General features: G+C 61.1%; 14 protein-coding genes. 5 read left to right on the forward strand and 9 right to left on the reverse strand.

The window, feature by feature from the left end:
* Positions 1-5 precede the first annotated feature (5 nt).
* Genes ACHPFG_RS01215 through ACHPFG_RS01225 form a run of 3 tightly spaced genes read left to right on the forward strand, consistent with a single transcriptional unit; the run spans position 6 to position 2,604 of the window.
* Positions 6-1,085 carry a COX15/CtaA family protein gene (locus ACHPFG_RS01215; protein ID WP_431701385.1) on the forward strand — a complete coding sequence of 360 codons (1,080 nt, stop codon included), beginning with the start codon at positions 6-8 and terminating at the stop codon, positions 1,083-1,085.
* The gene (gene cyoE / locus ACHPFG_RS01220; protein WP_431701386.1) at positions 1,073-1,972 is read left to right on the forward strand and encodes a heme o synthase; all 900 of its coding nucleotides are present in this window, start codon (positions 1,073-1,075) and stop codon (positions 1,970-1,972) included. Before ACHPFG_RS01215 ends, cyoE begins: the two co-directional genes overlap by 13 nt.
* Complete coding sequence (locus ACHPFG_RS01225; protein ID WP_259244300.1) at positions 1,969-2,604, forward strand: SCO family protein; 636 nt, start codon at positions 1,969-1,971, stop codon at positions 2,602-2,604. The genes cyoE and ACHPFG_RS01225 overlap by 4 nt, the downstream gene beginning before the upstream one ends.
* Before the next feature lie 144 nt (positions 2,605-2,748).
* Here ACHPFG_RS01225 and ACHPFG_RS01230 read toward each other — a convergent pair whose 3' ends face one another.
* From ACHPFG_RS01230 to ACHPFG_RS01240, 3 genes are read right to left on the reverse strand one after another with little or no spacing between them, the layout of a single operon-like run.
* Positions 2,749-3,522 carry a MetQ/NlpA family ABC transporter substrate-binding protein gene (locus ACHPFG_RS01230; RefSeq protein ID WP_431701387.1) on the reverse strand — a complete coding sequence of 258 codons (774 nt, stop codon included), beginning with the start codon at positions 3,520-3,522 and terminating at the stop codon, positions 2,749-2,751.
* Positions 3,523-3,573: 51 nt separating this feature from the next.
* On the reverse strand, positions 3,574-4,248 hold the full coding sequence (locus ACHPFG_RS01235; RefSeq protein WP_090401268.1) for a methionine ABC transporter permease: 675 nt from the start codon (positions 4,246-4,248) through the stop codon (positions 3,574-3,576).
* Positions 4,248-5,255: a methionine ABC transporter ATP-binding protein gene (locus ACHPFG_RS01240; RefSeq protein ID WP_184745300.1), complete on the reverse strand. Its 1,008-nt coding sequence runs from the start codon at positions 5,253-5,255 to the stop codon at positions 4,248-4,250. The genes ACHPFG_RS01235 and ACHPFG_RS01240 overlap by 1 nt, the downstream gene beginning before the upstream one ends.
* Before the next feature lie 265 nt (positions 5,256-5,520).
* Between ACHPFG_RS01240 and katE the strand changes: the two genes are divergently transcribed.
* Positions 5,521-7,662 carry a catalase HPII gene (gene katE / locus ACHPFG_RS01245; RefSeq protein ID WP_131699580.1) on the forward strand — a complete coding sequence of 714 codons (2,142 nt, stop codon included), beginning with the start codon at positions 5,521-5,523 and terminating at the stop codon, positions 7,660-7,662.
* Between the two features lie 97 nt (positions 7,663-7,759).
* Here katE and ACHPFG_RS01250 read toward each other — a convergent pair whose 3' ends face one another.
* The 4 genes from ACHPFG_RS01250 to zur are packed head-to-tail and all read right to left on the reverse strand — an operon-like array spanning position 7,760 to position 10,565.
* Positions 7,760-8,479: a PA5502 family lipoprotein gene (locus ACHPFG_RS01250; RefSeq protein ID WP_131699579.1), complete on the reverse strand. Its 720-nt coding sequence runs from the start codon at positions 8,477-8,479 to the stop codon at positions 7,760-7,762.
* 37 nt (positions 8,480-8,516) lie between these two features.
* Entirely contained in the window at positions 8,517-9,305 is a 789-nt protein-coding gene (gene znuB, locus ACHPFG_RS01255; RefSeq protein WP_167656819.1) for a zinc ABC transporter permease subunit ZnuB, read from the reverse strand.
* Positions 9,298-10,083 carry a zinc ABC transporter ATP-binding protein ZnuC gene (gene znuC, locus ACHPFG_RS01260; RefSeq protein WP_065926855.1) on the reverse strand — a complete coding sequence of 262 codons (786 nt, stop codon included), beginning with the start codon at positions 10,081-10,083 and terminating at the stop codon, positions 9,298-9,300. The genes znuB and znuC overlap by 8 nt, the downstream gene beginning before the upstream one ends.
* Positions 10,083-10,565 carry a zinc uptake transcriptional repressor Zur gene (zur, locus tag ACHPFG_RS01265; protein ID WP_026136513.1) on the reverse strand — a complete coding sequence of 161 codons (483 nt, stop codon included), beginning with the start codon at positions 10,563-10,565 and terminating at the stop codon, positions 10,083-10,085. The genes znuC and zur overlap by 1 nt, the downstream gene beginning before the upstream one ends.
* Before the next feature lie 58 nt (positions 10,566-10,623).
* Between zur and ACHPFG_RS01270 the strand changes: the two genes are divergently transcribed.
* On the forward strand, positions 10,624-11,553 hold the full coding sequence (locus ACHPFG_RS01270; protein WP_431701388.1) for a zinc ABC transporter substrate-binding protein: 930 nt from the start codon (positions 10,624-10,626) through the stop codon (positions 11,551-11,553).
* 125 nt (positions 11,554-11,678) lie between these two features.
* Here the strand turns inward: ACHPFG_RS01270 and ACHPFG_RS01275 are convergent, their stop codons facing one another.
* The gene (locus ACHPFG_RS01275) at positions 11,679-12,632 is read right to left on the reverse strand and encodes a homoserine kinase (RefSeq protein WP_431701389.1); all 954 of its coding nucleotides are present in this window, start codon (positions 12,630-12,632) and stop codon (positions 11,679-11,681) included.
* A 56-nt stretch (positions 12,633-12,688) separates the two neighbouring features.
* On the reverse strand, positions 12,689-12,979 hold the full coding sequence (locus tag ACHPFG_RS01280) for a DUF2782 domain-containing protein (protein WP_131699575.1): 291 nt from the start codon (positions 12,977-12,979) through the stop codon (positions 12,689-12,691).
* Between the last annotated feature and the right edge of the window lie 14 nt (positions 12,980-12,993).

Raw genomic sequence — 12,993 nt, forward strand, 5'->3', positions numbered from 1 at the left:
TCGTCATGGCCAAACCTGGATTTCGCCTCGCGTTGTTTGCCACCTTGCTGGCGCTGATCGTCGTGCTGCTTGGCGCCTACACCCGCCTGACCCACGCCGGCCTCGGTTGCCCGGACTGGCCGGGCTGCTACGGCTTTATCAGCGTGCCGCAAAGCGAGGCCCAGCTGGCCCATGCCCAATTGCATTTTCCCGATACGCCGGTGGAGGCTGACAAGGGCTGGGCCGAGATGACTCATCGCTATTTCGCCGGCACCCTGGGCCTGTTGATTGTGCTGTTGGCGGCGCGTTCGTGGAGCCATCGGCGTGATCCGGGCCAGCCGGTGAAGTTGCCATTGTTTCTGCTGGCGGTGGTGTTCGCCCAGGCGGCATTTGGCATGTGGACAGTGACGTTGAAGCTCTGGCCGCAGGTTGTGACGGGCCACCTGCTGGGCGGCTTTGCGACCTTGAGCCTGCTGTTTTTGCTGACCTTGCGCTTGTCCGGCGTGTTGCCCGCGTTGATTGTGCCCAAGCGCCTGCAATATTGGGCGACGGCGGGACTGGTGCTGGTGATCGGGCAAATCGCGTTGGGCGGTTGGGTGAGTTCCAACTACGCCGCCGTGGCCTGCGTCGACTTGCCCACCTGCCATGGCGCGTGGTGGCCGGCGGCTGACTTCGCCAACGGCTTTCACCTGACCCAGCACATCGGGCCCAATTACCTTGGCGGCCAACTCGACAGCGAAGCGCGTACCGCCATTCACCTGACTCACCGCATGGGCGCGGTGCTGGTCACCCTGGTGCTGCTCGGCCTGGCCTGGCAGTTGCGCGCCGTAGGCATGACGCGGCTTGCAGGCCTGCTGTGGATCGCCCTGTTCGGGCAAATCAGCCTGGGCCTGAGCAATGTGTATTTCGGCTTGCCGCTGCCGGTGGCGGTCGCTCATAACGCCGGCGGTGCTGCGCTGCTGCTGACGTTGGTGCTGGTCAATTACCACGCCCGCACCAGCCTGGTCCGGGTGCGTGATCAGTTGCTCTTCGGCTGGCGGTTCAGCCCGCGCAAACACGTATCGGGCCTCATCACCCTTAAAGGAGAGATGCCATGGCGACCTTGATCGGCGCGCGTCAAGGCCAGGCGGTCTGGCGCGATTACCTCGAGCTGACCAAGCCGAAAGTGGTGGTGCTGATGCTCATCACTTCTCTGGTGGGTATGTTCCTCGCCACACGCGCAGGCGTGCCGTGGACGGTGCTGGTGTTCGGCAATCTGGGCATTGCCCTGTGTGCGGGCGGCGCGGCGGTGGTCAACCATGTGGTGGATCGGCGGATTGACGCGGTGATGGCTCGCACTCATAAGCGGCCGTTGGCGGAGGGGCGTGTGTCGCCGGTGGCGGCGCTGACCTTTGCTTTGTTTCTAGCCGTTGCAGGATTGGCCTTGTTGCTGGCGTTCACCAACCCCCTGGCGGCATGGCTGACGCTGGCTTCGCTGCTCGGTTACGCGGTGGTCTACACCGGTTTTCTCAAGCGTGCGACGCCACAAAATATTGTCATCGGAGGCCTGGCCGGTGCCGCGCCACCGCTGTTGGGCTGGGTCGCCGTCACCGGCCACGTCAGCGCCGAGCCCTTGTTGCTGGTGCTGATCATCTTCGCCTGGACCCCGCCGCACTTCTGGGCCCTGGCCATTCACCGCAAGGAGGAATACGCCAAGGCCGATATCCCGATGCTGCCGGTCACCCATGGCGAGCATTACACCAAGGTGCATATCCTGCTCTATACCTTTGCGCTGCTGGCGGTGAGCCTGATGCCCTACGTGATCCACATGAGCGGCCCGCTGTACCTGGCATGCGCACTGTTGTTGGGCGGACGCTTTCTGCAATGGGCCTGGGTGCTGTACCGTGGCGCTCAGCCGCACGCGGCGATCAACACCTTCAAGTACTCTATCTGGTACCTGTTCCTGCTGTTTATCGCCCTGCTCGTAGACCACTACTTACTGTTGAACCTATGACTCGAACTCAAAAAACCGTCTTTATCCTGGTGGCCATCGTCGCGTTGATCATGGGCCTGACCGTTAACAAAGTGCTGTCGGGCAAGGGCCAGGGCGACCCTACCGCGTTGATCGACGCCGGCATCATCCTGCTGCCGCAAAGCCGTCAGCTGCCGCCAGTGACCATGACCAACCAGGACGGCCAGCCGGTGCTGGTCAACGAGTTGAAAGGCAAGTGGAGCCTGCTGTTCTTCGGCTACACCTTCTGCCCCGACATCTGCCCGACCACCCTCGCCCAACTGCGCCAGATCAAGAGCGAGTTGCCTAAAGAGGCTGTGGATAAGTTGCAGGTGATCCTGGTCAGCGTCGACCCGAACCGCGACACCCCGACCCAGCTCAAGCAGTACCTGGGCTACTTCGACCCGCAATTCCAAGGCGTCACCGGCGCGAACGTGGAGGATGTGCAGAAGGTCTCGAATGCCGTGAGCATCCCGTTCATACCGGCAGACACCAGCAAGCCCAACTACACCGTCGACCACAGCGGCAACCTCGCGCTGATCGGCCCGGATGGTACCCAGCGCGGGTTTATCCGTGCGCCGTTGAACAATCAGAAGCTGGTGGCGCAACTGCCAGGGCTGTTGCAGCGCAAGTAACAGGCAACGCAAAACACATGTGGGAGGGGGCTTGCCCCCGATGGCAGTCGTTCAGTCAACATCTATGTCGACTGATACTCCGCCATCGGGGGCAAGCCCCCTCCCACATTTTTTGATATCCAGCGTGTTGGAGACCGAGTCGGATCAGAACGCCGGCAGGATCGCGCCTTTGTACTTCTCTTGGATGAATTGCTTCACCTCAGGGGTGTGCAGGGCTGCAATCAGCTTCTTCATCGCGTCCGAATCCTTGTTGTCTTCGCGGCTCACCAGGATGTTCACGTAAGGCGAGTCATTGCCTTCGATTACCAGGGCGTCCTTGGACGGGTCCAGCTTGGCTTCCAGCGCATAGTTGGTGTTGATCAGCGCCAGGTCGACCTGGGTCAGCACGCGCGGCAGGGTGGCGGCTTCGAGTTCGCGGAACTTCAGGTTTTTCGGGTTTTCGGTGATGTCCTTGATGGTCGACAGGATGTTGGTCGGGTCCTTCAGGGTGATCAGGTTGTGCTTGGCCAGCAGTAACAGCGCACGGCCGCCGTTGGTGGCGTCGTTCGGGATCACCACGTTGGCGCCGTCAGGCAGGTCTTCCAGTTTTTTGTACTTACTGGAGTAAGCGCCCAGGGGCTCCAGGTGCACAGCGCCGACGCTTACCAGCTGAGTGCCTTTGGCTTTGTTGAATTCATCCAGGTATGGCTGGTGCTGGAAGAAGTTCGCGTCCAGGCGCTTTTCCGCGACTTGGACGTTGGGCTGTACGTAGTCAGTGAACACTTTGACTTGCAGGTCCACGCCTTCTTTGGCGAGGGCAGGCTTCACGAATTCCAGGATTTCCGCGTGGGGCACCGGCGAGGCTGCGACTTTCAGGGTCTCGGCGGCGTGGGCGGAAAACGCGGCAACGGCGGCGAAAGCAACCAGTAGTTTTTTCATCCAACAAGCTCCTTGTTCGGGCATGTGCCGGCTTGTGACCGGCAATGGCCGTTATTTTCGAGAAAAATGCACCACCAGCTTGTCGCCGACGGTTTGCAGAATTTGCACCAGGATCAACAGCATCACCACGGTGACCACCATCACATCGGTCTGGAAACGCTGGTAACCGAAACGGATCGCCAGGTCACCCAGGCCGCCGGCACCGACCACGCCGGCCATGGCCGTGTAGGACACCAGTGTAATCGCCGTCACCGTTATCGCTGCGAAGATGCCGGGGCGTGCCTCGGGCAGCAGCGCGTTGATGATGATCTGGCGGGTGCTGGCGCCCATGGACTGGGTGGCCTCGATGATGCCGCGGTCCACTTCACGCAAGGCGGTTTCCACCAGGCGCGCGAAGAATGGCGTGGCACCCACCACCAGCGGCGGGATCGCGCCCGCAACGCCCAGGGAGGTGCCGGTGATCAGTACGGTGAACGGGATCATCACGATCAACAGGATGATGAACGGCAGCGAGCGCAGGATGTTCACGACCAGCGACAGCAGCGCGTACAGGCCTTTTTGCTCGAACAGCTGGCGTGGGCTGGTCAGGAACAGCAGCACGCCCAAGGGCAGGCCAAGTACGACGGTGAAGAACAGCGAACCGAACAGCATGATCATGGTGTCGCCGGTGGCGAGCCAGATTTCGGACCAGTCGATATTGGCGAAGAAACTCAGGAACACTTCCATTAGCGCAGCACCTCCATGTGGACGTCTGCGGCGGTAAAGCGGGCAAAGGCCGCTTCCATGTCACCACCGGTGACCGCCAGGGTCAGTTGCCCGTAGGGGATGTCTTTGATGCGGTCGATGCGGCCGGCGAGGATGCTGTAGTCCACCCCCGTTTCGCGGGCGACGGTACCCAGTAATGGTGCGTAGGTCGCTTCACCCTGGAACGTCAGCCGTACGATGCGACCCGGTACATGGGCGAAGTCATCACGCAGCTCGCCTTCATCGACCTGCTCGGCTTCCTGCACAAAACGTTTGGTGGTCGGGTGCTTGGGGTGCAGGAATACGTCGGCCACCGAGCCTTGCTCGACGATCACGCCGGCATCCATCACGGCTACCTGGTCACACACGCGGCGGATCACATCCATTTCATGAGTGATCAGCACGATGGTCAGTTTCAACTCGCGATTGATCTCGGCCAGCAGTTGCAGGACCGAGGCGGTGGTTTGCGGGTCGAGGGCGCTGGTGGCTTCGTCGCACAGCAGGATTTTCGGCTTGGTCGCCAGGGCGCGGGCGATGCCGACGCGTTGCTTCTGGCCGCCAGACAGCTGCGCCGGGTACTTCTTGGCGTGGTCCGACAGGCCGACGCGGGCGAGTAGCTCGGCGACACGTTGGTCGATCTCCTTGCGCGACAATTCGCCGGCCAGGGTCAGTGGCAGCGCCACATTGTCGGCAACGGTCTTCGACGCCAGGAGGTTGAAGTGCTGGAAGATCATCCCGACCTGCTGACGGAAACGGCGCAGGCCGTTGGCATCCAGGGCGGTGACTTCTTCGCCGTCCACCGTGATCTGGCCGCCGCTGGGCTCTTCCAGGCGGTTGATCAGGCGCAGCAGTGTGCTTTTACCTGCACCCGAGTGGCCGATCAAGCCAAACACCTGGCCGTTCTCGACGCGCAGGCTGGTGGGGTGCAGCGCGGGAATATCCTTACCGGCGACGCGGTAGGTTTTATGGACGTTTTGAAACTCGATCACGTAGCGAACCTTGTGGGGCGCATTGAAAAGGGATCAGCGGTTAGCCGGGCGCGCATTTTAGCCTGTCCGTATAGCGTTTCTTAGCATTTATTTCGCATTCAACCAGTGAATTGGCAATAACGCGATCAAAGGTCACAAAAAAGGAACGGTGCAAAACCGTGTCAGTCACTACTTAAGCAACTCGATTTCCCAGGTGCCGTGCCTGGGGTTTTGCTCAAACGAGCCGGGGACCGCTCTGGCCACTTTGAATAAGGAGTTTTGACTGATGAGTACCAAGAAGCCAGCCACCCCGTCGAAGAGTGAGCTCGCGGGCACCGATACCCTGGACCGTGGCAACACCAACGCCAAGCTGCAGGCCCTGGAGGAATTCCGTTCCGATGCGACCGGCCAGGCCCTGCGTACCAACCAAGGCGTGAAGATTTCCGACAACCAGAACACCTTGAAAGTCGGTGCCCGCGGCCCTTCGCTACTGGAAGACTTCATCATGCGTGAAAAAATCACGCACTTTGACCATGAGCGCATCCCCGAGCGCATCGTGCATGCCCGGGGCACCGGTGCCCATGGCTATTTCCAGACCTATGAAAACCATTCTGCGCTGAGCAAGGCGGGTTTCCTGCGCGATCCCGGCCATAAAACCCCGGTGTTCGTGCGTTTCTCCACGGTGCAGGGCCCGCGTGGTTCCGGCGATACGGTGCGTGACGTGCGCGGTTTCGCGGTGAAGTTCTTCACCGATGAAGGCAACTTCGACTTGGTCGGCAACAACATGCCGGTGTTTTTCATTCAGGATGCGATCAAGTTTCCCGACTTCGTGCACGCGGTAAAACCTGAGCCGCACAACGAAATTCCTACAGGCGGCTCGGCCCACGATACGTTCTGGGATTTTGTTTCGTTGCAGCCGGAATCGGCGCACATGGTGATTTGGGCGATGTCCGACCGTGCCATTCCAAAAAGCCTGCGTGCCATGCAGGGTTTTGGCATTCACACCTTCCGCTTCATCAATACCGAAGGTAAGTCGAGCTTTGTGAAGTTTCATTGGCACCCGAAGGTCGGCACCTGCTCCCTGGTGTGGGACGAAGCGCAAAAGCTTGCCGGTAAAGATACCGATTACCACCGTCGTGACCTGTGGGAAGCGATTGAAAGCGGCGACTACCCTGAGTGGGAGCTGGGTGTGCAGATCGTTGCGGAAGAAGACGAGCATAAGTTTGACTTCGACCTGCTCGACCCGACCAAGATCATCCCCGAGGAACTGGTGCCGATCACGCCGCTGGGCAAGATGGTGCTTAACCGCAACCCGGATAACTTCTTTGCCGAAGTCGAGCAGGTCGCGTTTTGCCCGGGTCATATCGTGCCGGGCATCGACTTCACCAACGACCCTTTGCTGCAAGGCCGTCTGTTTTCCTACACGGATACGCAGATCAGCCGTCTCGGTGGGCCGAACTTCCATGAGCTGCCGATCAACCGACCTGTGGTGCCTTTCCACAACGGTCAGCGCGACGCCCAGCATCGCACCGTGATCGACAAGGGCCGTGCGGCGTACGAGCCGAATTCTATTGATGGTGGTTGGCCGAAGGAAACGCCACCGGCTGCCCAGGATGGCGGTTTCGAGACCTATTACGAGCGCGTCGACGCCAATAAGGTGCGTGAGCGCAGTGAGTCGTTTGGCGATCACTTCTCGCAAGCCGCGCTGTTTTTCCACAGCATGAGCCATCACGAGAAAGAGCACATCATCGCGGCCTACAGCTTCGAGTTGGGCAAGGTGGAGCGTGAGTTCATTCGCGCACGTCAGGTCAACGAGATTCTGGCCAATATCGATCTGGAACTGGCCAAGCGCGTTGCGCAGAACCTCGGTTTGCCCGCACCGACCAAAGGCACGGTTGCGCCGCGTGAGACTTCGCTGAAAGAGTCGCCGGCGTTGAGCCAGGTGAACTTGCTGTCGGGTGATATCAAGACGCGCAAAGTCGCGATTCTTGCGGCTGACGGTGTGGATGGCGCGGCGATTGATGCGCTGAAAAAAGCACTGGAGGCAGAAGGTGCCCATGCGAAGTTGCTTGGGCCGACCTCGGCGCCGGTGAAGACGGCCGATGGCAAGAGCCTGCCGGTAGATGCGTCGATGGAAGGCATGCCGTCCATTGCGTTTGATGCCGTGTTTATCCCGGGCGGAAAAGAGTCGGTGAAAGCACTGAGCGGCGATGGTGTGGCGCTGCATTACGTTCTGGAAGCCTACAAACACCTGAAGGCGATTGCAGTTGCCAGTGACGTGAAGCCACTGCTGGATCTGCTGAAGCTAGAGGCGGATGCGGGGCTGATCGTTGGCGCGGATGCGAAAGCGTTCAAGGCGTTTTTTGCCGCGATTGCACAGCATCGGGTTTGGGATCGTGAGCCGAAGGCTAAGGCGATTCCAGCTTAAGTTATTGGTTGCTTGTTAGACCGCTATCGGGGGCAAGCCCCTCGCACATTTGAATTGTGAATACATTCAATTGTGGGAGGGGCTTGCCCCCGATGCGTTATTCCGCCTTGCGCGGAATCAAAACCACCTGCGCCGGAATATGTTTCAAAATCTGCCGGTGAATCTTCAGCTCATACCCCGAATCAATACGCTTCACCCGTTTGGTCAGCAACGTGGCCAGCCATGGGTAATCCTGGGTGCGCGGCGCCTGGATCGTCACATCACACTGGTAATTCACCACATCGGTGGCGATTGCATCCAGTTGATGGCGCAGCTCTTCGATGTCAGTGAGGTTCAGCGCCACGGTGGTGCTTGGCGCCGCCGGGTCGATGACCTTGGCTGCAGGCTTGGCTTCGGCGGCCTTGAGGGCCTCTTCGGCCTTATCCAACTCGGCCTTGCGGGCGTGGGTGATGGCGCTGTTTACGCCGCCGGTCAGCGCCGGCGCCTTGGGCATCAGCGCGCGGGCACGGCTCAGGGCGGTGGCGGCGGCGTTTACGTCGCCTTTTTGCAGCACGATCTGGCTGCGCTGCAGGTAAGCCTCGGCCAATTGACGTTGGTAGGGTTCCAGCGTCGGGTCATTGGGCGACTGGGCCTGCAGCGCGGCCAGTTGGTCTTCGGCGGTGGCCAGCTCACTGCTGGCCAGGTTTTGCTCCAGCTGCGCGATGGCCGCAGCACGGGGATCCGTAGCCTCTGGGGCGGCGGGCGGTGTGCTTTGACAGGCGCCCAGCAGCAGGGAAAACGCGGCAAGGAGCAGATAACGGGAGGTGAACAGCTTCATTCCTGCGACTCTCTATTTGCGCAAAAAGCGAGCAAGTCTACACCCCTCGACGGGGCAGGACAAAACTCAGCAGAAACAGGGCGGCGGCCGTCACCACAATGGACGGCCCTGCCGGTGTGTCCTTGAACCACGACAACGCCAGGCCCCCGCACACTGCCAGCATGCCCAACAGGCTGGCACCGATCGCCATCTGCTCCGGTGAGCGGGCATGGCGCTGGGCGGCGGCGGCGGGGATGATCAACAGCGACGTGATCAACAATACGCCGACAATCTTCATCGCGACAGCAATCACCACCGCGATCAACAACATTAGCGCCATGCGCAGGGCGGGCACCGGCAAGCCTTCTACGGTTGCAAGTTCTTCGTGCACGGTGATTGCCAGCAATGGGCGCCACAGGGTCACCAGCAGCGCCAGTACGGCAGCGCTGCCGCCGAGGATCCATGCGAGGTCGGTGGGGCTGATCGCCAACAGGTCGCCAAACAGGTAGGCCATCAAGTCGATGCGCACTTCATGCATAAAGCTCAGCACCACCAGGCCCAGGGACAGCGTGCTCGGCGCCAGGATGCCGAGCAGGGTGTCGGAGGCCAGCGGTTGGCGCTGCTGCAGGGTCACCAGCAATACCGCCAGGAGCAGGCAGCCCACGGTCACGGCGATGGTCGGGCTGACATCCAGCAGGAAGCCCAGGGCCACCCCTAGCAGCGCGGCGTGGGACAACGTGTCGCCAAAGTACGCCATGCGTCGCCAGACCACGAACGAGCCCAGTGGGCCAGCCACCAACGCCAGAGCCAAGCCTGCCAGCAGAGCGTAAAGCAGAAAATCAGCCATGCTTGCAGCTATCTCCATGAACGTGGGTGTGGGGCGTCGCGGGATCGTCAACGACAGCGCCATGCAGGTCATGGGCATGGTCGTGATGGTGGTGATAGATCGCCAGGCTCTGGGCGTTCTTGCCGAACAGCTCGACGAACGCCGGGTCGCTGCTGACTTGTTCCGGGTGGCCGGAGCAGCACACGTGGCGATTGAGGCATACCACCTGGTCTGTGGTGCTCATCACCAAGTGCAAATCATGGGAGACCATCAGCACGCCGCAGCCATGGCGGTCGCGCAGGCGGGTGATCAGGCTGTACAGCTCGGCCTGGCCGGCGACGTCGACGCCCTGCACGGGCTCATCCAGCACCAGCAACTCGGGCTCGCGCAACAGGGCGCGGGCCAGCAGCACGCGCTGCATTTCGCCGCCGGAGATGCTTTGCACCGGGCTGTCGATGACCTGTTCGGCCCCGACTTCCTTGAGGGCGGCCTGCGCGCGGGCGCGGTCCACACCGGGCACCAGGCGCAAAAAACGCAGTACGGACAAGGGCAGAGTCGGATCAACGTGCAGCTTTTGCGGCATATAGCCCACGCGCAGCCTGGGCTTGCGCCACACGCTGCCGGTGTCGGGTTTGAGCAGGCCGAGTACGGCGCGCACCAGGGTGGTCTTGCCGGCGCCATTGGGGCCGATCAGGGTGACGATCTGCCCCGGCTCGACGCTCAATGCGATGTTATCCAGCACGTTTTGCCCGGCGAACGTGACGCCGACCTGCTCCAGGCGGATTAACGCGTTGCTCATCAAGCCCCCTGGCAGCCCGAGCACAGGCCGACCACTTCGACCGTTTGCCCTTCGACCCGGAAGCCCACGTCGGCGGAGCTCTTGATGATGGCGTCGCTGATGCTTTTTTGTTCAAGTTCGATGGCGGCGTGGCACTCGCGACAGATCAGGAACTGGCCCTGATGCGCGTGTTCCGGGTGGTTGCAGCCGACAAAGGCGTTGAGCGAGGCAATGCGGTGCACCAGGCCGTTTTCCAGCAGGAAATCCAGCGCGCGATACACCGTAGGCGGCGCGGCGCGGCGGCCGTCCTGCTCGCTGAGCACACCCAGGATGTCGTAGGCGCCCAGGGGCTTGTGGCTCTGCCAGACCAGTTCCAGCACCCGGCGGCGCAGAGCAGTCAGGCGCAAGCCCTTCTGTGCGCAGAGGGTGTCGGCCTCCGACAGCGCGGTATGCACGCAGTGAGAGTGGTCGTGGGGACGGCTGGCAAGCGGTGTTTTAGGCATGAGCGGCGACAGATATTTGATAGAGACGTTATTATGTTACCCGTTCCTACGCCATTGAGTGGTCATCGTGTCCCGACTTTTTCCCGTTTTTGTCGTATTTGTCACCAGTTTGTTCATGACTGGCGCCGCTCAGGCTGAGGTCAAGGTGCTGACCAGCATCAAGCCGTTGCAGTTGATTGCCGCTGCTGTGCAGGACGGTGTGGCCGTTCCGGAGGTGTTGTTGCCGCCGGGTGCGTCGCCGCATAACTATGCGTTGCGCCCATCCGACGTACGGCGCGTGCAGTCTGTCGATCTGCTGTATTGGATCGGGCCGGATATGGAGAGCTTCCTTCCTCGCGTGCTCAAAGGTCGTACAGCCGCGACCGTTGCTGTCCAAGACCTGCCAGGCATGAAGCTCCGCCGCTTCGCCGAAGATAGCCATTCCCACGCCGACGATGCCGATGAACATGACCATGATCATCGCCCAGGCAGCGTGGATGCGCACTTATGGTTGTCGACGGTCAATGCTCGTGTGATCGCCGCGCGCATGGCGTCTGACCTCAGCGCTGCCGACCCGGGCAATGCCGCGCGTTACCAGAGCAACGTGAAGGCATTCGACGAGCGCCTGGATGCCCTTGATGCGCGCCTTAAAAAGCGCATGGCGAGCATCGGTGACAAACCTTACTTCGTGTTCCACGAAGCCTTTGATTACTTCGAAGACGCTTACGGGCTCAAGCACACCGGTGTATTCAGTGTTGCTGCCGAAGTGCAGCCTGGCGCCCAGCATGTGGCGGCGATGCGTACGCGTTTGCAGGAAGTGGGCAAGACCTGCGTGTTCAGCGAGCCGCCTTTGCGTCCGCGCCTGGCTGAAACCCTGGTGGCTGGCCTTCCGGTGAAGTTGGCGGAATTGGATGCGCTGGGCGGCTACACCCCGGCCACAGCCCAGGGTTACGAACAGGTGCTGGAGAAATTGGGGAACGACTTGGCAGGGTGCCTGGAGTCGTTATAAGCCGCAGCGCAGATCAAATGTAGGAGGGGGCTCGCTTCCGATGACGGCGTTTCAATCGATGATAAGTTGACTGGTCCACCGCCATCGGGAGCAAGCCCCCTCCCACATTTTGACCGGGTTGGTCCTTAGAGCGCGAATGGCAGGTGGACGGTGACCTGCTGACGCTGCGTCAGCCGAAGCTCGAACTCGGCGGGATCGTGAATCAGCACATCCTGCCCGGCAAACGACTCTGCAGCGATCAGGCGCGACAACCAGAACCGCACGCACGCCACCCGCAACATGGTCGGCCACAACTCGGCCTCCTTGGCGGTGAACGGACGCAGCCCGGCGTAGGCACCCAGCAGCGCACGGGCGCGCGGGCCATCGATGACGCCATCGGCGTCCGAACACCAGTCATTCAGGGCGATTGCCACGTCGTAGAGCATCGGGCCCGAGCAGGCGTTGTAGAAGTCGATCAGGCCCGTCAGGTGCGTGCCCTCGAACATCGCGTTGTCGCGGAACAGGTCGGCGTGAACGTTCGCGCGTGGCAGGGCGAGGATGTCGGCCTTGTGGGCCTCGATCTCGGTCAATGCAGCGTGCAGCAGGCTTTGCTGTGCATCGTTCAAGTGCGAAATCAGCTGCGCACCCTCGTTGAGCATCCAGTCCAGGCCGCGATCGGTCTTGCGCTCCAGCACTTTCTCGCCTTGCGTCGCCAGGTGCAGATGACCGAGAAGGTCGCCTACCTGGGCGCAATGCTGTGCGTTGGCGTCCTTGATGTGTTTGCCGGCCAGGCGCGGTTGCAGCAGGGCCGGTTTGCCTTTGAGTTCGCGCAATGCCACGCCATCGGTGGTGCGCAGGGCATAGGGCACCGGCAGGTCGGCGTCGTGGAGCACGTCGAGCAGTTCGATGAAGAACGGCATTTCCGCGACGGGGCCGCGCTCAACCAGGGTCAGGACGAATTCGCCCTGTTCCAGGCTGATAAAGAAATTAGTGTTTTCGCTACCAGCGGCAATCCCCTGGAAGTCAAGCAGGCGGCCGAGCCCGTAGGGGGCAAGAAAGGTTTCCAGCTCGGGCCGAGCCAGGGGGGTGAACACAGACATGGTTAAAACTGCCAGTACGGGCGCCGCGGTGCGCGGCGCCAATTGAAGTTAAGAAATCATTTCCATTCGAAGATCTTCCATGACGGAATCAGCATATCCGGCTGGTCAGAGCGGATGAAGTTCGCGTCGGTTCCGTCCGCGCGCACGAGGAAATACGGCGGAAAGCCTTTCTTCGTTATCTTGATTGCGTACAGGAAACCGTTTTGGCGGTACTCCTGAATGGTTCTGTCGCCCTCCGTGCGAATGGTAACTTCCGGATCACCCGAAGGGGCACTGTCTGCTGCGATGGCAACCATCGGAGCGAGTGCAATCAGGCCGGTCAACAGCAGGCGATTGAATGTACGCATGATAACCTTGTCCC

Origin of the sequence: Pseudomonas sp. BR20 (genome assembly GCF_050780135.1) — a bacterium.
In the GTDB taxonomy this organism is placed as follows: Bacteria; Pseudomonadota; Gammaproteobacteria; order Pseudomonadales; family Pseudomonadaceae; genus Aquipseudomonas.